This window comes from Streptococcus sanguinis (assembly GCF_020729765.1).
GTDB lineage: Bacteria > Bacillota > Bacilli > Lactobacillales > Streptococcaceae > Streptococcus > Streptococcus sanguinis_Q.
Genome location: NZ_JAJEPD010000023.1, coordinates 71,102 through 92,276 on the forward strand (window position 1 = coordinate 71,102; position 21,175 = coordinate 92,276).

Below are 21,175 nucleotides of genomic sequence, written 5' to 3' on the forward strand. Positions count from 1 at the left end.
AAAGAATCACCTTACTTTCATGCCTCTTTTACAAATAGAAAAAACGCCAAACAGCGTTTCTTGCAACTTATGACGGAAGACATGGGATTCGAACCCACGCACGCTTTTACACGCCTACTGCGTTTCCAACACAGCCTCTTAAGCCTCTTGAGTAATCTTCCACAAAAGAGAAAGCCCAGCTTTCTCAAAACTTTAACCATTATACCACATTACAGCCCCAACCGCCATAGTTTCCGTTAAATTTTTTCACAAATTCAACCAAAGTCCAAACATTTTGGTTTAAATCAAAGATTTCTGTCGTATCCATACGAATCACATGCAGCTGATATGGTTTGTCAGCATTTTCTATCTTTTCAGCGGATACGAGGCTATAGCCCAGTTCTTCGACTTCCTTTAGGAAACCATCTCGGTCTTCCTCAGACGCAAAATAGGCCCAATGGTCAATCTCGCGCTCCTGACTATGGTCATCGCCGTCCTGCTCCAGCTGATACCAGACCCGCTGGTTGATAATGGTCTGATACTCGTATTCATTGGGATAGAGAAAGTCAAAGTACTGATCCCATTCCTCGTCTTCTAAGGTTGCCGAGTCATAGCGACGGTCTGGAAAGTCGCGCATCACTTCGGCAATTGGCTCCAGATGGCTTTTCTTGTCTTGCAGATAGTAGTAAAACTCAATATTTCCATCTGTTGTAATCACACCAACATGAATGCCACCGACCTGCCCTAAAGCCTCAGAAAGCCGGTCCTCAATCACATTCAGCTCTTTAAACTCATCACTAGATGGAAAACCTGTCTCCCCATCGTACTGGAGGAGCGTTACCTTGAGCCTCATAGCATAGGCATAGAGAGGATAGGGTGCCTCATCAGCAAGAGCTAGATTCAGACGGATGCTAGCCAACTTGTCATCAATATAGGTTGAGAAAGATCCCCACTCACTCGGAAAAGGATCCTCAGTAGGCACATCAAGTTCTGCTTCTTCTATATTTTCTACTTTCTCTTCCTCTTGCTCTCGCTTCTTACCAAACAGATTCTTAAAAAAACTCATATCCAACTTCCCTTAATACTTATGAAATTGACCAACTAGAAATACCAATATTTCCTTTGTCATCACTAACATCATTGTATTACTTTTTCAGATAGAAATCAAGATTTCCTGAAGATCGTAAAAGCAAAAAACGCTGATTTCTCAGCGTTTTAGAAAGACTTTAAAATAATGGAGCCGGTGGGAGTCGAACCCACGTCCAAACACCTGCTAACACATTTGTCTACAACCATAGGCTATGTATTGATTTAACTTCACTTTGACACATAGCTCAAGCCCAAGTCAAGCGAGTCTATCAATCTCTTGCAAAACCCCTAGACCAGATTTTACCGTAGCTTGCTTATAATAAGACCTGTCATCAGACACAAGCAATCCGAATCGGGTCACGCTGGCTGGTTTTTAGGCAGCTAAAGCGTAAGAATTGTTATTTTTTGCAGTTATATTTAACTGGCGTTTTACATCCGCTAGATGGGTTGCAAAATGTACCGCATAATGCCTGTCGAATCCGTAACGACCCCAAGACAATAGGAACATTATAACAGAATCTGCTAAAAAAAGCAAAAGCCTGCAAACAGCAGGCCAGCACTTACTATCAGTTCTTAGCGAATCCCCAAAGCGATTCGAGCATAGCGGCTCATCTTTTCCACTGTCCAAGCTGGGTACCAAACCAACTTAACATCCGTCTTGGTAACCTCTGGAACATCTGACATGGCATCATAGATCTGGTCAGTCAGAAGATCCGCCAGAGGGCATCCCATGGTTGTCAGGGTCATATCGATTTCCGTTTCCCCATTGGTCTCGTCAAAACGGATTTCATAAATCAAGCCTAGATTGACAATATCAATCCCCAGCTCTGGGTCGATGACCTGCTCCAAGCTCTCCAAAATACGTGTTTTAATCTTTTCAACTTCTTCAGGGCTGTATTTTTTTTCTGACATGCAATATCCTCCTTATAGATATAGTAGAAATTTCAAGTTAGCTCGAGGAGGCTTTTCTTTTCAGCTAGGATTGCCGGCTTGATGCTTCCTGCTGAAAGATTTTTCCCCCTCGCTGCTTTTCATTCCTTAATCTTCGATAAAGTCTCTGAGTGGTTTGCTGCGGCTTGGATGGCGGAGCTTACGCAGGGCCTTAGCTTCAATCTGGCGGATCCGCTCGCGAGTGACATTGAAGACCTTGCCGACATCTTCCAGCGTCCGCATTTTTCCATCGTCCAGACCAAAGCGCAGACGCAAGACGTTTTCTTCGCGGTCTGTCAGCGTATCCAATACTTCATCCAGCTGCTCACGAAGGACGACACGAGTTGTATAGTCGACTGGGTTTTCAATCACTTCATCTTCAATAAAGTCTCCCAGATGACTGTCATCTTCCTCACCGATAGGTGTCTCCAAGGAAACTGGCTCTTGAGCAATCTTGAGAATCTCACGAACTTTGTCAGGCGTCATATCCATGCGCTCAGCGATTTGCTCTGGTGTTGGGTCTTGACCCAATTCCTGCAAGAGATTGCGTTGCTCACGGACTAGCTTGTTAATGGTTTCCACCATGTGGACCGGAATCCGAATGGTCCGAGCTTGGTCAGCAATCGCACGGGTAATGGCTTGACGGATCCACCAAGTCGCATAAGTTGAAAACTTAAATCCTTTGGTGTAGTCAAACTTATCAACGGCTTTCATCAGCCCCATATTTCCTTCTTGAATCAAGTCAAGGAACTGCATGCCACGGCCGACGTAGCGCTTGGCAATGGAAACAACCAGACGAAGGTTGGCCTCAGCCAGACGCTGCTTGGCTTCCAAGTCTCCCTGCTCTACCAAGATAGCCAGCTCCTGCTCTTCTTCATTGCTGAGAAGGGGCACAACCCCGATTTCTTTCAGATACATGCGGACTGGGTCATTGACCTTGGCTGAATTGCTGCCTAGGAGTTCTTCATCCGTCAGTTCTGCTTCTTCCTCTTCGTTATTTAAGACGCGTGCGCTGGGATTTCCTTCCTTATCTGTAATTGAGATGCCAGCATCCTGGATGCGCTGCAGCAAATCCTCAATTCCATCAGCGTCCAAAGTGAAAGGGATGATCAGCTGGTCATTGATTTCATCATCTGTCGCAACCCCTGTCTGCTTGTGGTTGCGGATAAATTCTGCAATTTGAACGTCTAATGTTGTTACTTCTTTTTGTTTTGTAGCCATTCCTACTCCATTCTTCTTTTTTGCTCAATCAAGCGCTCTAGCTCGGACAGGGCTGTATCCGTATCTCCGCTGTGAGAGGCTTCTCGAATCTTCTTACTAATAAACTGATTATGCTTGCGCAAAATCTCCCGCTCTCTGGTTTCTTCCACTTCTTTCAACTCATCTTCCAAAACCTCATCCGGCAAGTCTTCTTCCAAGACGCGGTACCAAGCCTGCTGGACATGATCTGGTAGCTGGGACAAATCCTGCGGTGTCACTTCGCCATTTGCCAGTAAAATCTCATACAAGATCTGCAATTCTTCCGAGTCAAAGGCAAAGTCTTCTCTCAGCCGGTATTGGTTCAAAATCAAAGGATGATGTATCATGCGGTGGAAGATATGATTTTCCGCCCTCATGAGCCGACTCAGCCGGTTCGAAGGCGAAAACTGCATGACGGCTGGTTGAGACTGCTGAATCGGCGCCTCCTGACTGCGACTAGAGCGCTCAGCCAGCCGACTGTTATTTACCGTCTGCTCCACCTGCTGATAGTCAAAGTCCGGCAGCAACTCAGCCAGCATGTAAATATAGGAGTTCTGAGCTGTGATGGACTTGGTCTTCGCAATAATCGGCGCCATCTTCTCTACAAACTCAATCTGAGCCTGTAGATTTTCAATATTATCTGGTTTCAGATGATGCAGCAGAAACTCCACATTACTTATTCGCGTTTTGCTCAGCAAATGCTGCAAATCTTCTTCAGAATTTTTAGCTAGAAATTCATCCGGATCCAAATTATCTGGAATCCGAACAATTTCCACCGTCATATCTCTCAGCTCATCTAAAGCCTTAGCAGTCGCTGCCTGCCCAGCCCTATCTCCATCGTAAGACAGGATAATCTTCTTGCAATACTTGCTCAGGTGCTGGACATGCTCAGGTGTCAGAGCTGTTCCCATAGAAGCTACAGCATTTTCAATCCCGGCCCGATAAGCCGCAATCACATCCATAAAGCCTTCCATCAGATAGACCTCATGGCTCTTCTTGATAACCGGCTTGGCCTTATCCAGATGATAGAGCTCGTAGCTTTTATTGAAAATAGCAGTGCTGCGACTATTTTTATACTTGGCCTGATGACCATCTGAAGCCGCCTCTTGCCAAATCCGCCCGGAAAAGGCCACAACCTGCCCACTGTCATTGGTCAGGGGAAACATAATCCGGTTCTGAAAGGCATCATAGACCAGATTATTCTCCGCCAGATTAAAGAGTCCCGAGTTCATGATGGTATTCTCATCAAATTTGCCAGCCATACTCTTATGAAGATAATTCCCCTCATTAGGAGCCAGCCCGATTTGAAAATGCTTAAGAACATCATCTGTCAGACCCCGCTGGTAGAGATAAGCCCGCGCTTCCTCTCCCATCTTGGTCGTCATCAGAACCGCATGGTAAAACTTAGCTGCCTCGGTATGGATATCGTAGAGAGCCTGGTGCGGATGGCTTTGTCTCAGTCGGTCATTGCCCGCTGTCTCTACAGCCAAGGGAATCCCTGCCCGATCTGCTACAATCTGCACAGCATCCATAAAGGAAACGCCTCGATAATCCTCAATGAATTTGAAGACATCGCCCGACTTGCCGCAGCCAAAACAGTGATAAAACTGCTTGTCCTCTACAACGTTAAAAGAGGGCGTCTTTTCGCCATGAAAGGGACAGAGTCCCAGGAAATTCCGCCCAGCCTTGGTCAAGGCCACCGTTTCTCCTATGACATCGACGATATTGACGCTGTTTTTAATTTCAGAAATGATTTCTTTATCAATCAAGAGACAATACCTCCAATTTATCATAGAATATCATTCTATATTTTATACTAAAATGATGCAAATGTAAAATATTTGACAAACAAATATCTTGTAGATGTCATATAAATAAGCTATAATATAATCTCATTAATAAATTCTTGAAAGGAAAGAAAGAATGTTAAAGGATCTTAAAGAATTCTTGCTGCGTGGGAACGTGATTGATTTGGCAGTCGGTGTGATCATCGCCAACGCTTTTGGAGCAATCGTCACTTCATTGATTACTGACGTAATCACTCCCCTCTTCCTCAACCCAATTTTGAAAGCTGCAAACTTGGAGCAAATTTCTCAATTGAAATGGAACGGGATCGCTTATGGTAACTTCTTGAGCGCTGTAATTAACTTCTTGGTAATCGGTACTGTTCTCTTCTTCATCGTTAAGTCTGCTGAAAAAGCACAAAGCCTTGCTAAGAAGAAGGAAGAAGCTGAAGAAGCGCCAGCTGGACCAACTGAATTGGAAGTCCTGCAAGAAATCAAAGCTTTGTTGGCTGAGAAAAAATAAAGAGAATTCACTGATGAAAATCAGTGTTTTTTTCTTGCCTATTGCTCACAATCATCCCCTTCTCTCCAAAGAGTGAAAACAAAAAACAGACCGGAGTCTGCTTTTTTGTTCAATTAGAATTTTTTACGTTTACGAGCTGCTTCTGATTTGCGTTTGCGTTTTACAGAAGGTTTTTCATAGAATTCACGTTTGCGTGTTTCTTGAAGAGTACCAGCTTTAGTAACCGCACGTTTGAAACGACGAAGTGCATCATCAAGTGATTCATTCTTGCGTACTACTGTTTTTGACATTTTTTTCACTCCCTTCAAGTCCAAAATCTATATARTCATACCACATATAGAAAAGAGTGTCAAGTATTTTCTGTAAGTATGATGTATCCCCTTTTTATGATACAAACAAGAAGACCAACTGCTCTGATGCAGCTGGTCTTCTTTTGCTTAGAGGGTTTTACGCTTCTTAGCGGCTTTGGAAAGGGAAATATCCTGTACCTTATCATAGAACAGGAACTGCTGAATGAGCTCTCTGTCGCTCATGTCAGGATTCAAGTCAACAACATAGTCCAGCTTGATAGACTTCTTTTCAGCCGACTTGAGAGATGTCAGTTCGGCTGATTTACAAGTCGTTTCAAAGATAGCATCAAAGAGTACTTCGTAGTCAAAATCAGCTGGAACCTGAACCTGGACATAACGTCTGGTCGGACTGACTGAAGTAAAGCTCATCTTTTCAAAGAGCATCCAGATGCCTGAAATAGCTAGAGTAAAGACAATTCCCAATGCTACAAAGCCCATCCCCGTTGTAATCCCGATAGCTGTCGCCATAAAGATGGCTAGAAGCTCCTTGGAGCCACCTGCGGCCGACCGGAAGCGAATCAAGCTGAAAGTCCCTGCTACGGCGACACTGGTACCCAGATTTCCATTAACCAAGAAGATGATAATGGAAATAATGGCTGGCAAAAGGGAGAGGGTGACGACAAATTCCTTGGTATAAATGGTTTGGCGCTTATAGACCTTGGCCAATATAATTCCTAAAACCACACTAGTTGCTAGTGAAAAAATCAATGCTAAAGGATTTATCTTGACTTCCGTGGAGGAGTAGATACTGTTAAATAACTGATTGAGCATAGACTACCTCCTCAGGCCTTGACTGTTCGAGTCAGCCTTTCTTTAGTTTTCAGGTAGGCATTGCCGTATTTTGAGAAGGACTGGTCTTCAAGACCGTATTTATTCAGAATATCAGCCAACCACTGAGGATATTGACCAGGAACCTTGATTTCCATAATCACCTTGTCGTCATCCAGCAAGGGCAGTCCATAGCGGCCTAAAGCCAAGTCTACATCATAATCACGGTAGCGGATGTTGGAATCAACTGTCACACGGACTTTTTTATCTTCCAAGCCTCTCATAGAGTAGCGATCATAGCTAATCACCATTTTTGGCTTCAAGTCTATATAGCGCTCCTGTAACTGCTCCACTTCTGCCTTGACCCGATCATCAGAAATAGTATGGTCTGCCACACCGTTCACAATATAGTTGGTCACAGAGAGAGGATTCGAAACCAAACGGTATTTGAAGCCTACTTCATCACGTTTCTTCTTGATTTCTAAGAAAACTTGACTATCATCATTTGGCTGCTCAGCATAAGTCCGCATCCGCATTTTTTCGCGACCACCTTTTCTAGCAATGGAATCCTGAATCATCTGGAACTCATCATTATCAAAATACACATTGGAAATGGTTGATGTCGCATAATCATCTGCGGTGAGGTGAGGCCTCATGTCAGCTTCAAGACGAGCTAGCATTGCTCGGTCAAGAATATACTTCGTTTCGATTCGTTGGAAATTTGTTTGGATTTGCTTTTGTTTCATTTGAATTCTCCTTTGATTCTACAAATGTAGTTTGTGCTTTTAAAAGAAATAGAGCTTCCGCTCTGCATCCTACAAGCGTCTGGATAAGCTTTACTTTCTTCTCCYTTCCAAGCAGTATTTTTCAAAAACATTCTACAAATGTAGTTTATAARTATATTCTACAATTGTCGTTTGTGAATGTCAAGAAAAAAGATAAATAATCTTTCAGCTTTTTTAGCATTAGGAAACGAAGTGCAAACTGTAAGCAAAATCGTCCTAAAATAAAGATAAACTGATGACTAACTGCTCTTGGAGGATTTCTAAATCTCCCTTTGAGAAGATAATAAAATTCTACCAGTCTAAGCTTTTAAGAAACTTAAACTGGCAGAATCCTTTATTTAATCGTCATCATGGTCATCATCATCTTCCGAATCATCGGTGTCTGTCGTATGAGAGGAACTGTTCTGAGACGGAGTTTGAACTGTCGCTGTACTAGCCCCTGTAGAGCCCGCTGCTCCCGTATTTCCTGTACCTGCAGTAGAGCTGTTATCAGCTGGAGTTGATGCAGCAGACGAGGATGGACTGACTTCTTTTTCAACCGTTACCGTCTTTTCGACAATGGTATGCTGCTTGGATTGGATTAGTTTTCCATCCTTAGCATTGACAATGGTTTCATGAGCTGTTTGACCGTGTGAGAAGCGAATGTTATAGGTATCTTTTTCACGCGAAATTTGTAAATCTTTAATATCTTTTTCAGAAAGAGACAGCTCTTTTAAGACGGACGCTAGAGCCTGACGTTGACTGAGCCCTTGAGACTGTTTTTGCCCTTCAACAGGTCTGCTTTGTTGAGCAGCTGGACTTTCTAGAGCAAAGACCGAGCTAGTCAAAAGCAAAAGGAGAGGAACGGCCACTACAAAAGCAGCAGACAGAAACCTCTTAGGCAGGCGGTTATCCATAATACCAACAATCCGCCGCTTGAGATTAAACTTGTCAGAGTAAAAGCAGGTCGTCAGAGCAATTGGGGTCTTCTTACTGCGGTCTATCATGGTCAAAATCGTTTCACCGTAGAAAGTCCGATACTCTGTATCTCTACTGCTCAGAACATCGTAGTCACAGTACATTTCTCCTGCTTCCTGGGTTTCCCGGCAGGCAAAGCGGACAACCGGGTTAAACCAGTGCAGACTCTTGGCAAAAATTCCCAAAAGATTAACTAAAACATCGCGGTGCTTATAGTGAGTCAGCTCATGCTTGAAAATCAGCTGCAGCTCTTCTTCTGTGTAGTCCAACTCTGGCAGCACGATTAAAATATCTCTGAAACCTAGCAGCATAGGACTTTGGGACATAGGATAGTGGAGCAGACGAATCCGGCCCTTAACTCCCATCTCCTGCTGAACAGCCCGCAGCTGAGCCATCGCTTCTTCGTCCTGAAACTCCGTGCCCCAGCGCTTCAGCATCTTTCTGAAGCGAATATAAGAATAGGCGTATCTTCCTATGCTAAAGACAAAGCCAATCAGCCAGATGGTAAAGAGAATTTCAAACCAAGGCAGGTTTAGAAAAGCCTCCCACAGATTTGTCTGGGCAGCCTTTTCAACAGTTTGAGAGGCGCCCTGCGTTCCACCTGTCTGGGTGGCAGTCACTGCTGTCTGAACTACCGATCCTGTATTCAGCCGAATCAGGCCTGAGCCAAATTGGGGACGGAACGGAAACAGAAAACTCAGCAATATCAGAAACCAAATAAAATACTTCACTCTGACCGAAATCTTAGTCTTAAAGGCCATAAAAAGCAGACTAAGCAAAAGCACCAAAATGGAAGTTGACAAACTGGTCAGCAGAAAAGAAAGAAGGAATTGTTTCATGCTTATCCCTCCATCCTACTTTCCTTGGTTGAGCAAACTACGCAGCTCATCCAATTCATTTTCCGAAAAGGAGTTAGAAGAAAAGAGTGTTTTGACAAACCCGCCCATAGAACGGCCGCTGTGACGCTTCAAGAAATCCGAAGCCTCAACTTCCAGATACTCATCTTCTGAGATCAAGACTGTATACTGCCTTTCACGCCCCTTGCGGACACTTTCTAAAAAGCCCTTTTCTGTTAAGCGAGCCAAGACTGTCAGCAAAGTCTGGGGCTTCCAGTGATTGTCTGGTCCCAGCTTTTCCATGATACGGGCAGAGGTCGTCGGGGTAGGCAGCTGCCAAATTACCTTTAAAATAGTAAATTCCCCGTCTGGCAAACGTTTAATAGATCTTTTCATCGTTCCCACGCGCTTTCTAAATTAATGCTATTTCTAATTTCATTCTACACTTGTCTAACACAAAAGTCAATCATTATATAAAAAAAGAGTGGGAAATCAATTTTCCTCACTATATTTAGAAAAATAAACTAAGCAGGGTCAGCATAGCCAGCCCTCCCTGTTTGAACAGGATTTTGGGATCACTGGTCACTGCACCGTAAGCTGCTACCAAGATAATATAAAGCATAAAAATTCCCAGCCAAACCGGACTAGACTGCACAAAGGCCGCAATCAGCACTAAAACAGCTATCAGCCCGTTGTATACTCCTTGATTTTTGAAAAGAGTATTGACTGACTGCTGCTCCAACTCCTCTTGTGACATACCGAAAACCCGAGCTGTCGCTGCAGAAGTCGTTGCAATGGTCTCCAGGTAGAGGATATAGAAAAATTCCAAGGCAACCAAGCTTGCCAAAATAAGTGTAATAATAGACATTTTAACCCCCTAAAATATATAACGAAACTCAGTATAACACAGACTGACTGGAACTGCGAAAATCTTGCTCAAAAATGGACATTCTGTATAAAAACAAGACTAAAAATACTGAAGAAAAAAAGCGTAGCAGAAATCAGCAATTTCTGACTAGATATGATACAATCTTTTTTGAAAAATGGAGGTAAATTATGTTAACCTATGATTTAATTGTCATCGGCTTTGGGAAGGCCGGTAAAACATTGGCAGCCAAAATGGCGGCTCAAGGAAAAAAAGTTGCTTTGATTGAGCGAAGCAAGGCTATGTACGGGGGAACCTGTATCAATATAGCCTGCATCCCAACCAAGACCCTGCTTGTCGCAGCTGAAAAAGGCCTGGATTTCGACCAAGTCATGGCTGAAAAGAATGCTGTAACCAGCCGTCTCAACGGGAAGAACTATGCAGCAATCAGTGGTGCTGGTGTTGACATCATCGATGCGGAAGCTCATTTCCTTTCCAATAAAGTCATCGAAATCACAGCTGGCGATGAGAAAGAGGAACTGACTGCTGAAACTATTGTCATCAATACTGGTGCTGTTTCCAATGTCCTGCCAATTCCAGGACTGACTGAGACCGAGCATGTCTATGACTCAACTGGCATCCAAAATCTGAAGGAACTTCCTAAACGTTTAGGAGTTCTGGGCGGCGGTAACATCGGACTAGAATTCGCTGGACTCTACAACAAATTGGGCAGTCAGGTGACTGTGCTGGATGCTGCTCCTGTCTTTCTCCCTCGAGTTGAGCCTTCTATCGCTGCTCTAGCTAAGCAATACATGGAAGAAGACGGAATCCAGCTCTTACAAAATGTACGCACCACACAGGTCAAAAATGATGGTGATGAAGTTGTCGTTGTGACAGAGGATGGAGAGTTTCGTTTTGACGCCCTGCTCTATGCTACCGGCCGTAAGCCCAATGTTGAGCCATTGCAGTTGGAAAATACAGATATCGAGCTGACAGAGCGCGGAGCTATCAAGGTCAACAAGCACTTGGAAACATCTGTACCTGGTGTATTTGCAGCGGGCGATGTCAATGGCGGTCTGCAGTTCACATATATTTCACTGGATGACTTCCGTATCCTTTATAGCTATCTGGCTGGCGATGGCAGCTACACACTGGAAGACCGTAAAAACGTCCCTACCAGCATGTTCATCACACCACCTTTGGCTCAAATCGGATTGACTGAAAAGGAAGCCCAAGAGCAAGGACTGCCGATTGCAGTGAAGGAGATTCCTGTCGCAGCAATGCCTCGTGGACATGTCAATGCTGACTTACGCGGTGCCTTCAAGGCTGTTGTCAACACTGAAACCAAGGAAATCGTCGGAGCAACTATCTTCTCAGCTGGAGCTCAGGAAATTATCAATATCCTGACTGTAGCCATGGATAATAAGATTCCTTACACCTACTTGAGCAAACAAATCTTCACTCATCCAACTCTGGCTGAAAACCTCAATGATTTATTTGCTATCTAATTTTAAGCCCCTAATGGGGCTTTTAAGATGCCTTTAAAACATTTACTTACATTTCAATCCCTTTTTGTGGTACAATAATGCTAGTTTATTTTAAAAAGATTGAGGAAGATTATGTCTGAACTGTATGATATTACGATTGTCGGTGGCGGTCCAGTTGGCCTATTCGCAGCTTTTTACGCTCATCTGCGCCAAGCCAAGGTTAAAATCATTGATTCCCTGCCTCAGCTGGGCGGTCAGCCGGCCATTCTTTATCCAGAGAAGAAGATTCTGGATGTCCCTGGCTTTACCAATCTAAGTGGCGAAGAGTTGACACAGCGTCTGATTGAGCAGCTGGAAACTTTCCAGACTGAGATTTGCCTCAATGAAACAGTGCTGGATATCGTCAAAGCGGATGATGGCTTTACCATCACGACTTCTCAAGCTCAGCATCAGACCAAAACCATCATCATCGCCATGGGAGGCGGCGCCTTCAAACCGAGAGCTTTAGAGCTAGATGATGCTGAAAGCTACAGCAACCTTCACTATCACGTTTCAAACATCAGCCAGTACGCAGGCAAAAAGGTTGTTGTTCTGGGCGGCGGCGACTCGGCTGTTGACTGGGCACTAGCTTTTGAAAAAATCGCAGAAACTAGCCTGGTTCATCGTCGGGACAACTTCCGGGCTTTAGAGCATAGTGTGGAAGAACTCAAGGCTTCTAGCGTTGAGATTAAGACACCATTTGTACCGAGTCGATTGGTTGGTGAAAATGGCAAGATAACCCACTTGGAAATCAGCCAAGTTAAAGGAGAGGAAAGTCAGCTTCTGCCTCTGGATCACCTCTTTGTCAACTACGGTTTTAAATCCTCTGTCGGCAATCTCAAAGATTGGGGCTTGGAGCTCAACCGTCACAAAATTTTGGTCAATAGCAAGCAAGAAACTTCCGTGCCAGGTATCTATGCAGCTGGTGACTGCTGCAGCTACGAGGGAAAGATTGACTTGATTGCGACTGGGTTAGGTGAGGCACCTACTGCTGTCAACAATGCCATTAACCATATCTATCCTGAGCAAAAAGTCCAACCCAAACATTCTACAAGCCTATAAAAAAACAGCTGCCGAGCTCAAGCTCAGCAGCTTTTATAATTCATCTGCGATTTTATTGATTTTTCTCAAGCGATGATTGACGCCGCTCTTAGTCAGTGGCCGGCTCAGACTATCAGCTAGCTGCTGGATGGAGTAGTCTGGATGTTGGATACGAAGCTGGGCTACCTCCTGCAGGTCTACAGGTAAACTCTCGATACCAATATTGTCGCTGATTTTGGCAATATTGTTGATGGTTTTCATACTGGCTGTAACCGTGCGAGCGATGTTCGCTGTCTCCGCATTATTAGCACGGTTGAGGTCATTGCGCGCTTCCCGCATGAGCTTAAGAGACTCAAACTCAGCCATGGCTTCCATAGCACCGATGACAATGAGAAAATCCATGATGTCCTCAGCCCGCTGCAGATAAGTGACAGCCCCCTTCTTACGCTCAATGGTCTTGGCATCCAGCAGAAAACGCCGCATCAAGGCAGCCAAATCTTCAGCATGATCCAGATAAACGGACAAGATTTCCAGCTGGTACTTGCCTGAGTCTGGCTCTCGCATGCTGCCATTTGAGAGAAAGGCTCCCCGGAGGTAGGCTCGGCTAGCTTCGTCATCTGACAAAATGGTCTGATCAATCCCGGCCTCGATACCAAAAAAGGAGTCAGCCAAGTGCAGGTCAGATAGGATTTCTTCCACTTTCTGATCCAGAAATACTGTGTATACACGGTTCTTGCGCAGATTAGTCTTCTGATGGTGGCGGATTTCTGACTTGACCTGATAAAGGTCCGACAGTAACTCATAGAGATGGCGGGCAATCTTGGCATTTTCTGTTGTGACAGACAGGGTCAAACCACTGCTGGCCAAGCCCAGACTGCCAGACATCTTGATCATGGCTGACAGCTCATTTTTATCTCTGTTTGCCAGACTCAGCAATTCTTCTTTTACTTTTACTGTAAAGCTCATTTGCGTACCTGTATAATCTGCATCAATTCGTCAACAACCAACTCACCATCATGGAAAGCTCCGCCATTTTCCAAACGCAGGAAATTCGAAGAAATGACTCGCGGAACCTGCTCTTGCAACCCTTGAAAATCATGCTCTACCTGTACCAGATATTCGTCAAACTGGTTGCTGTCCATGTACTCATGAGGGACAGGTTCAATATTGACCAAGACTGTATCTACAAAATTCCTGCCTAAATGACGATGCAGGACTTGGACGTGATCGCTGTCTGAAAAATGCTCTGTTTCGCCTCGCTGGGTCATAATATTGCAGACATAGGCCACTTCTGCCTTGGTGTCTAGAAGAGCTTGGCCAATTTCCTCGATAACGAGATTAGGCAAGATAGAGGTAAATAGCGAACCCGGCCCCAGAACCACCATATCGCTCTCTAGGATACTTTCAACCACCTTTTTACTGGCAGCAGGCTTCTTGTCATCATAGGTATTGGTCACATAGACTCGCTCAATCATCCCGCTCTTGCTGGTCAGATTGCTTTCACCGACAACTTCCGTCCCATCTGCAAACACAGCATGCAGAGTTAGGGGGGTGTCGCTAGAAGGGTAAATTTTTCCTGTCGTATGGAAAAACTTGGTCAGAAGCTGCATGGCATTATAGGTTGAGCCCTGCATTTCGGAAATACCGGCAATAATCAGATTGCCCAAGGGATGCCCCGCTAGAACGCCATCTCCTTCCGCAAAGCGATACTGGAAGACCTTCTCATAGAATTTTGGCATGTCAGACATGGCTACCAGAACATTTCGAAGGTCACCTGGCGGAGTCAGCTGCTGGATGTTTTTCCGCAGCTCACCAGAACTGCCTCCATCATCTGCTACTGTAACAATGGCTGTAATTTCTACGTCCTTTTTACGCAGGCTGTCTAGAATAACTGAAATTCCTGTCCCACCGCCAATGACTGTAATTCGTGGCTTTCTCATGAGCGGTTCACCGTTTCTTTCCGACGGTTTTTGTCGCGGTGACTAGCATTGACCGGCCAATTTTTAGCCAAATCATCTGCTAAGCGCTGAGCAAAGGCTACACTGCGGTGCTGACCACCCGTACAGCCCACAGCAATAGTCAGGATAGACTTTCCTTCCTTCTGATAGCCCGGCAAAATGGGCTCAATCAAGCCCAGCAGATGCTGGTAAAATTCTTCTGACTCGGCATGGTTCATGACATAGTCAAAGACATCCTTGTCCAAGCCTGTCTGATTGCGTAGCTCAGGCTTATAGTAGGGATTAGGCAGAAAGCGCACATCAAAAACCAAGTCAGCATCCAAGGGCAGACCGTATTTGAAACCAAAACTCATGACCTCAATGCGGAAACTATGCATGTCAGCCTGATTTGAAAATTGCTCAGAGATGGTCTTTCTGAGCTCCCTTGGTGTCAAATCTGTTGTGTCCACAACATTTTGGCTGAGATTCTTCAGAGGGGCTAAGAGTTCACGCTCCAGTTTAATTCCATCTAAAATCCGTCCATCAGCTGCCAACGGATGGCTGCGACGCGTTTCCTTGTAACGAGCCACCAACTCCTTATCCGCCGCATCTAGGAAAAGAATCTTGAAATCAATGTTCTCATTTTGCTCTAATTCATCCAAAACGTTCTGAATTTGCAAAAAGAAGGAACGGCTGCGCATATCGACAACCAGAGCCAATTTATCATTGTCAGTAGTCCCTTCGACCAGCTGCAAGAACTTCGGCACCAGAGTTGGCGGCATATTGTCGATGGTAAAATAACCTAAGTCTTCAAAGGACTGGATGGCTACGGTTTTCCCCGCCCCGCTCATTCCAGTCACAATGACAAGCTGAATTTTCTTCTCAGACATAATAATCCTTTCATCAGATAGAATCTGTCAAAGAGTGGTTTTCCCCCGCTCTTTTTTAGAGAATCTCGGCAATAACCTCGATCTCAATCTTCACATCCTTAGGCAGGCGAGCCACTTCGACTGCTGAACGAGCTGGAAATGCTTCTGTAAAGGCCGTTTTGTAAACTTCATTAAAGGCCACAAAATCATTGATATCACTCAAGAAGCAAGTAGCCTTGACTACATGGTCAAAATCTGTTCCAGCGGCTTCCAAAATGGCTGAAACATTTTTCAGCACCTGCTGGGTCTGCTCTTCAATAGTCGTCCCAATGATTTCTCCAGTTTCAGGAGACAGGGGAATTTGCCCGCTCGCGAACAAAAGATTGCCGACAATTTTTCCTTGAACATAAGGTCCAATCGCTGCTGGTGCTTTATCTGTATGAATCGTTTTTGCCATAATTATCACTTCTCCTACTTATTTTTTTCATTATACCATAAAATAGCAATCAATGGCCACGACAGATTGATAAGCCTTGACTTTTTCCATTTTTTCATTGATGAGGTCCTTAGAAGCTAAAAGGAAATCGACTTACCTATCAGAACCCATTTTTTAAGATTTAAAAACGCTGAGAAATTTTTCCCAGCGTTTATAGTTTCAAAATCAGAAGTCTTATTCCTCTTCTGCTTTCGCTAATGCTTCTCTTTCCAGACGCAGCTTGCGTTTGGGGTTGAGTTTGTTAAAGAGCTCTTCTAGCTTTTCTGCATTCCAGACGTCGGCTGCAGAAACAAAGTTTCCATTTTCATCGCGGAAGGATATTGGTTTATCACCCATTGCAAGCCTCCTTAGTCAACGAATTCAAACTCAAACTTGCCGATGCGGACCAGATCCCCATCCTTGGCTCCGCGAGCACGAAGGGCTTCATCAACTCCCATACCACGAAGTTGACGGGCAAATTTCATAACTGCCTCATCACGGTCAAAGTTGGTCATATTAAAGAGCTTCTCTAGCTTATCGCCCGACAGCACCCAAGTCGCATCGTCATCACGAGAAATTTCAAAGGCTGGCGCTTCTTCATCAAAGCCATAGTAAGCTTCTTCTTCCATTTCAGACTCATCATAAAGCAAGAACTCTGGTGTCTTATCCAGTAACTCTGCGGTCGCATCCAAGAGAGTCGCAAGTCCCTGCTTGGTCAGACTGGAAATCGGGAAGATTTGCGGTAATTCTGCAAACTCATCATAATTAGCTGATAATTTCTCTTTGAATACCTTGAGATTTTCAGCACTATCTGGCATGTCCATCTTGTTAGCAACAATAATCTGCGGACGCTCCATGAGACGAAGATTGTAGGATTCCAACTCTTTATTGATAGCCAGATAGTCCTCATAAGGATCACGACCCTCACTAGCTGACATATCGATGACATGCAGGATGACTCGTGTCCGCTCAATATGACGGAGAAACTGGGTTCCCAGTCCAACCCCTTGGCTAGCCCCCTCAATCAAACCCGGCAGATCTGCCACCGCAAAGGACTCTCCAGAATGAGTGCGAACCATGCCTAGATTGGGCACGATTGTCGTGAAATGATAGGCACCAATCTTAGGCTTGGCTGCTGTAATAACACTAAGCAAAGTGGATTTCCCGACAGATGGGAAGCCGACCAGACCAACGTCTGCTAGGACCTTGAGCTCCAACAAAAGCTCCCGTTCTTGACCTGGTTCTCCGTTCTCAGAAATCTCCGGAGCAGGATTTTTAGGCGTTGCAAAGCGAATATTTCCACGACCGCCTCGGCCACCACGCGCTACGATAAATTCTTGGCCATTTTCTACCAAGTCCGTCAGCACCTTACCCGTCTCCGCATCACGAACCGTCGTCCCCTGTGGCACTCGAACAATCAAGTCCTCAGCCCCTCGTCCATGCATGCCCTTGGTCATGCCCTTTTCACCAGACTGAGCCTTGAAGTGGCGATTGTAGCGAAAATCCATCAGGGTACGCAGGCCCTCGTCTACGACAAAAACAACATTGCCGCCACGACCGCCATCACCGCCCCAAGGACCGCCATTAGGAACATATTTTTCACGGCGAAAGGCCACCATGCCATCGCCACCATTGCCAGCCTTAACTTGAATCTTGGCCGTATCTAAAAACATACTCATTTTTTCTATTCTCTTTTTCTAGTCTAAAAAAACGCCCTGAAGCGTTTGGATTAAAAGATTGCGCTGAGAGCAGAAGCAAAGATCGCTCCGACTGTCACGATAAGCATGATAATCACGACCAGCATCGTCAATTTTTCAAATCCTGTTTTTTTGCGTTGTCCGTTATCTCCAAAAGCCACGATAACACCTCTATCCTTTAAAAATTACTAGGTCTATTCTAACATGATTGCTCCGTTTTTTCAAATGGAAAAGTATGCAAAAAGGCTTTAAGAGAAAACTCTTAAAACCTTTGAATTTTATCTAGTCTTTTTTTGAAGAAAAACATAGCTTCCAAAGCCAACTAAGATTGCCAAACCTGCAACTGACAGCCAAAGTGTAGTTTCTTGACCAGTCTTAGGCAGAACTTTTTTGTTGCCTCCTGCAGCACCCGGATCGTTGGTACCATTGTTTGAATTGTTATTTCCATTCCCTGGATTGTCTGTTCCACCCTTTGGATTGTCGGAACTGTTACCAGGGGTATTGTTACCATTGCCTGGGGTATTATTTGGATTATTGTTTGGATTATTATTTGGGTTGTTGTTTGGATTGTTGTTATTGCCAGGAGTTGGCGGCTGAACTGCCTTGCCTGGATCATTACCTCTATAGGTATTTGTAAAGACTGGATCCAAATCATATTTAACAGAGCCTAAAAACTCACCATTCACATCTTTAACAGTAACTGTTAGCTGAGCTTCCTTGTCATCATAGACATAGTTAGCATCATTGCCCGGAATTTCCTTAATGCTGTAGCGGTAGTCACCAGCTGCATTGTAGTTCAAGGCTTTAAAATTGATAGAACCGTCAGCTTCATTGGTAGCTGTTTGAAGCAAAGCACCATTTTCATCAAAGAGACCAAAGGTAAATTGACCCTTCTCTAACACTTTATTGACAAGTTTTTTCTGTGCCTGAATCTTCACATCTTTTGCTAGCACAGCGCTTCCTTTACCAGAGCCCTCTTCCAAGCGTACTGACTTAGTAATAGTGCGTTCTGGGAAGCCTTTTGCTGTCCAAGACAGGGTGTTGTTAACCACATCCCCCACTTTAGTACCTTCTGGTACACGAGTAGAGTACTCGATGTACATTGGCCAGTTGTAGTTATCGCCAAAGTTAATGGTAAAACCGTTAGCATCGCCATTAGCGTTTTGAGTTAGAACTGCCTTGTTAGTAAAGTTATCAACTACTGGCAGAGTCAGGATATGAGCTTCATTGCGAATACCACCTGCAACAGGAGCATAACGAACTGCACGTAGAGTACCCGGTACCAGTGTCAGACCATCACCAAAGTTGTCTGAAATTACCATGTTGCGAAGCATGTCCTGTCTTGCATTCAGGATAATGCGCCATTTAACAATACTCGGATCAGTGCTGTCCTGGTAGCCATATTTCATTTCATACTCACCAGCAGTTCCTTCTTCTTTCTGGTATTGGAAAGAAAAGTCTGTCTGGCCAAATTTGAAGGAAACAGGACCTGTTTCTTTGACTTTTTCGTTATTGATGCGAACGTTAAAGCCCAAAGATAGCTCTTTCTTTTGGGTATAGTTTGTAAAGTAGTTACTGAAAGTCACTGTAACTGACTGAGTCGCCGGGTCAGTTTGAGCTGTACCGACTAACTCTCCCGTATGATTAACAACATCATAGACATCGAAGTTTAAGGCAGTAATCAGACTTAATTCTTCCGGAAGTTTAAAAGTCAGGGTATCCCCTTCAGCTATATTTTGAGCCACTGGAAATGTGAAGTTGGTTGTTACAGACAAGGTTTCATTAGTCTTAACAGTTGAGTCACTTGTTAATGGCTCACCATCCTTAGTAATGCTGGTTTGCTGACTGTATTCAGTTACTTCAGAAGCCTGAGTTCGAGCAGCAAAACCTAAACCTGTAACAATAGCTGTTAATAAGATAAGAATTTTAAAAATAATTGTATTTTTATTTTTCATCTTTTTCTCCTTTCGTAGCTTATTATACCAAGAGTATTGCAATTTATCAACATTTTTATTCGTAGTGTTTAAAAATTCATAACAATGTAAAAAAACCAAGACGTTGTGTCTCAGTTTCTTTACGTTTTATTACTCAATTCCAATTTCATCTCGAACAACATTAGCAATGGTATCTACATAATAATTTACTTCTTCGTCAGTTGGTGCTTCAGCCATGACCCTCAGCAGAGGCTCTGTTCCGCTCGGACGAACCAAAATCCGGCCATTGCCGGCCATTTCAGCTTCCATTTTCTCAATGACCGTCTTAATAGCTGGAACTTCCATCGCCTTATCCTTCATGCTGTTTTCCACACGGATATTGACTAGTTTCTGCGGATAGATGGTTACTTCAGCGGCCAATTCGGATAGTTTCTTACCTGTTTCCTGCATGACCTTGGTCAATTGCACAGCTGAAAGCTGACCGTCACCTGTTGTATTGTAGTCCATGATGATAACATGTCCAGACTGCTCGCCACCTAGATTATAACCATTCTTGCGCATTTCCTCTACTACATAGCGGTCACCAACTGCTGTCACAGCCTTTTGGATGCCTTCCCGCTCCAAAGCCTTATGGAAGCCTAGGTTAGACATGACGGTCGTAACAATGGTATTCTGCGCCAGCTCGCCTTTTTCAGACAGGTACTTACCGATGATGTACATAATCTTGTCACCATCTACCAGCTCACCATTTTCATCCACAGCAATCAAGCGATCGCTATCTCCATCAAAGGCCAGACCAATCGCTGCACCAGACTCACGGACAACCTCCTGCAAAGCTTCAGGATGCGTAGAACCAACATTCAGATTGATATTGAGGCCGTCTGGATTTTCTCCGATAATGGTCAACTGTGCTCCAAGGTCTGCAAAAATCTGACGGGCGCTGGTAGAAGCCGCACCGTTGGCCGTATCTAAGGCTACATGCATTCCTTCTAGTTCTAAGCCAGTTGAAACTAAGTATTGTTGGTACTTGCGCAGCCCTTCTGGATAGTCCACCAAGTCACCTAAACCTTCGGCGCTTGGACGTGGCAAGGTGTCTTCCGCTGCGTCCAGCAAAGCTTCGATTTCCAACTCACGCTCATCATCCAGTTTATAGCCGTCACCACCAAAGAATTTGATACCATTATCCAATGCTGGATTGTGGCTGGCAGAAATCATGACTCCGGCGCTGGCTTTCTCTGACTTGACCAGATAAGCCACACCAGGCGTTGCAATGACACCCAATTTATAGACATGAATCCCAACGGACAAAAGTCCTGCAACCAAGGCGCTTTCCAGCATTTCTCCTGAAATTCGAGTATCCCGGCCAACAAAGACCCGAGGAACTTCACTTTCGTGCTGGCTCAGAACATAACCACCAAAGCGGCCAAGTTTAAAGGCCAATTCCGGCGTTAATTCCACATTTGCTTCTCCGCGAACACCATCAGTTCCAAAGTATTTACCCATTATAAATAGTTTCCTTTCATAAGACCTGGATGTAAAGATTTAGGCTGCAAGCAAGGCAGACCGCTTTAATCCAAGTTTATTTTCAAAA

At 44.4% G+C, this 21,175-nt stretch carries 22 protein-coding genes, 1 tRNA gene and 1 other RNA gene; 3 read left to right on the forward strand and 21 right to left on the reverse strand.

Annotated elements, in window-relative coordinates:
* Window positions 1-73: 73 nt before the first annotated feature.
* The 6 genes from K4H96_RS02035 to dnaG form a co-directional block, all read right to left on the reverse strand.
* Window positions 74-161, reverse strand: a tRNA-Ser gene (locus K4H96_RS02035).
* Between the two features lie 38 nt (window positions 162-199).
* On the reverse strand, window positions 200-1,045 hold the full coding sequence (locus K4H96_RS02040) for a DUF695 domain-containing protein (RefSeq protein ID WP_223337587.1): 846 nt from the start codon (window positions 1,043-1,045) through the stop codon (window positions 200-202).
* Window positions 1,046-1,211: 166 nt separating this feature from the next.
* Window positions 1,212-1,560, reverse strand: a transfer-messenger RNA (tmRNA) gene (ssrA, locus tag K4H96_RS02045).
* Between the two features lie 81 nt (window positions 1,561-1,641).
* A complete protein-coding gene (locus K4H96_RS02050) occupies window positions 1,642-1,980 on the reverse strand; it encodes a metal-sulfur cluster assembly factor (protein WP_002895943.1) in 339 nt (112 codons plus the stop codon).
* A gap of 126 nt (window positions 1,981-2,106) precedes the next feature.
* On the reverse strand, window positions 2,107-3,219 hold the full coding sequence (rpoD, locus tag K4H96_RS02055) for an RNA polymerase sigma factor RpoD (protein WP_223337586.1): 1,113 nt from the start codon (window positions 3,217-3,219) through the stop codon (window positions 2,107-2,109).
* A gap of 2 nt (window positions 3,220-3,221) precedes the next feature.
* Window positions 3,222-5,006, reverse strand: coding sequence for a DNA primase (gene dnaG / locus K4H96_RS02060; RefSeq protein WP_317628002.1), 1,785 nt, complete (start codon window positions 5,004-5,006; stop codon window positions 3,222-3,224).
* Between the two features lie 154 nt (window positions 5,007-5,160).
* Between dnaG and mscL the strand changes: the two genes are divergently transcribed.
* A complete protein-coding gene (gene mscL / locus K4H96_RS02065) occupies window positions 5,161-5,544 on the forward strand; it encodes a large conductance mechanosensitive channel protein MscL (protein WP_002895947.1) in 384 nt (127 codons plus the stop codon).
* Window positions 5,545-5,657: 113 nt separating this feature from the next.
* Here mscL and rpsU read toward each other — a convergent pair whose 3' ends face one another.
* From rpsU to K4H96_RS02095, 6 genes are all read right to left on the reverse strand, one after another.
* Window positions 5,658-5,834, reverse strand: a complete 177-nt coding sequence (gene rpsU / locus K4H96_RS02070; RefSeq protein ID WP_000048054.1) for a 30S ribosomal protein S21 — start codon at window positions 5,832-5,834, stop codon at window positions 5,658-5,660.
* Between the two features lie 147 nt (window positions 5,835-5,981).
* Window positions 5,982-6,665: a DUF4956 domain-containing protein gene (locus tag K4H96_RS02075; RefSeq protein WP_002895949.1), complete on the reverse strand. Its 684-nt coding sequence runs from the start codon at window positions 6,663-6,665 to the stop codon at window positions 5,982-5,984.
* A gap of 11 nt (window positions 6,666-6,676) precedes the next feature.
* Complete coding sequence (locus K4H96_RS02080; RefSeq protein WP_002895950.1) at window positions 6,677-7,408, reverse strand: polyphosphate polymerase domain-containing protein; 732 nt, start codon at window positions 7,406-7,408, stop codon at window positions 6,677-6,679.
* 377 nt (window positions 7,409-7,785) lie between these two features.
* Window positions 7,786-9,243 carry a M56 family metallopeptidase gene (locus K4H96_RS02085; RefSeq protein ID WP_002912122.1) on the reverse strand — a complete coding sequence of 486 codons (1,458 nt, stop codon included), beginning with the start codon at window positions 9,241-9,243 and terminating at the stop codon, window positions 7,786-7,788.
* A gap of 15 nt (window positions 9,244-9,258) precedes the next feature.
* The gene (locus tag K4H96_RS02090) at window positions 9,259-9,636 is read right to left on the reverse strand and encodes a BlaI/MecI/CopY family transcriptional regulator (RefSeq protein ID WP_002912120.1); all 378 of its coding nucleotides are present in this window, start codon (window positions 9,634-9,636) and stop codon (window positions 9,259-9,261) included.
* Between the two features lie 115 nt (window positions 9,637-9,751).
* Window positions 9,752-10,108 carry a DUF1304 domain-containing protein gene (locus tag K4H96_RS02095; protein ID WP_002912119.1) on the reverse strand — a complete coding sequence of 119 codons (357 nt, stop codon included), beginning with the start codon at window positions 10,106-10,108 and terminating at the stop codon, window positions 9,752-9,754.
* 188 nt (window positions 10,109-10,296) lie between these two features.
* Between K4H96_RS02095 and K4H96_RS02100 the strand changes: the two genes are divergently transcribed.
* Window positions 10,297-11,613 carry an FAD-containing oxidoreductase gene (locus K4H96_RS02100; RefSeq protein WP_002912118.1) on the forward strand — a complete coding sequence of 439 codons (1,317 nt, stop codon included), beginning with the start codon at window positions 10,297-10,299 and terminating at the stop codon, window positions 11,611-11,613.
* A 111-nt stretch (window positions 11,614-11,724) separates the two neighbouring features.
* On the forward strand, window positions 11,725-12,693 hold the full coding sequence (locus tag K4H96_RS02105; RefSeq protein WP_002933013.1) for an NAD(P)/FAD-dependent oxidoreductase: 969 nt from the start codon (window positions 11,725-11,727) through the stop codon (window positions 12,691-12,693).
* 33 nt (window positions 12,694-12,726) lie between these two features.
* Here K4H96_RS02105 and whiA read toward each other — a convergent pair whose 3' ends face one another.
* The 9 genes from whiA to glmM all read right to left on the reverse strand — a co-directional run bounded on the left by whiA (window position 12,727) and on the right by glmM (window position 21,087).
* Window positions 12,727-13,638, reverse strand: a complete 912-nt coding sequence (gene whiA / locus K4H96_RS02110) for a DNA-binding protein WhiA (RefSeq protein WP_223337583.1) — start codon at window positions 13,636-13,638, stop codon at window positions 12,727-12,729.
* Complete coding sequence (locus K4H96_RS02115) at window positions 13,635-14,612, reverse strand: YvcK family protein (protein WP_125348477.1); 978 nt, start codon at window positions 14,610-14,612, stop codon at window positions 13,635-13,637. Before K4H96_RS02115 ends, whiA begins: the two co-directional genes overlap by 4 nt.
* Entirely contained in the window at window positions 14,609-15,499 is an 891-nt protein-coding gene (gene rapZ, locus K4H96_RS02120; protein WP_002906915.1) for an RNase adapter RapZ, read from the reverse strand. The genes K4H96_RS02115 and rapZ overlap by 4 nt, the downstream gene beginning before the upstream one ends.
* Window positions 15,500-15,554: 55 nt before the next feature.
* A complete protein-coding gene (locus K4H96_RS02125; protein WP_002895964.1) occupies window positions 15,555-15,935 on the reverse strand; it encodes a RidA family protein in 381 nt (126 codons plus the stop codon).
* Window positions 15,936-16,148: 213 nt separating this feature from the next.
* The gene (locus K4H96_RS02130; RefSeq protein ID WP_002895966.1) at window positions 16,149-16,310 is read right to left on the reverse strand and encodes a hypothetical protein; all 162 of its coding nucleotides are present in this window, start codon (window positions 16,308-16,310) and stop codon (window positions 16,149-16,151) included.
* 11 nt (window positions 16,311-16,321) lie between these two features.
* Complete coding sequence (gene obgE / locus K4H96_RS02135) at window positions 16,322-17,632, reverse strand: GTPase ObgE (RefSeq protein WP_061589209.1); 1,311 nt, start codon at window positions 17,630-17,632, stop codon at window positions 16,322-16,324.
* Between the two features lie 50 nt (window positions 17,633-17,682).
* On the reverse strand, window positions 17,683-17,811 hold the full coding sequence (locus K4H96_RS02140; RefSeq protein ID WP_002895969.1) for a DUF4044 domain-containing protein: 129 nt from the start codon (window positions 17,809-17,811) through the stop codon (window positions 17,683-17,685).
* Window positions 17,812-17,928: 117 nt separating this feature from the next.
* Window positions 17,929-19,605, reverse strand: a complete 1,677-nt coding sequence (locus tag K4H96_RS02145; protein WP_223337582.1) for an Ig-like domain-containing protein — start codon at window positions 19,603-19,605, stop codon at window positions 17,929-17,931.
* A 129-nt stretch (window positions 19,606-19,734) separates the two neighbouring features.
* Entirely contained in the window at window positions 19,735-21,087 is a 1,353-nt protein-coding gene (gene glmM, locus K4H96_RS02150; RefSeq protein WP_223337581.1) for a phosphoglucosamine mutase, read from the reverse strand.
* Window positions 21,088-21,175 lie beyond the last annotated feature (88 nt).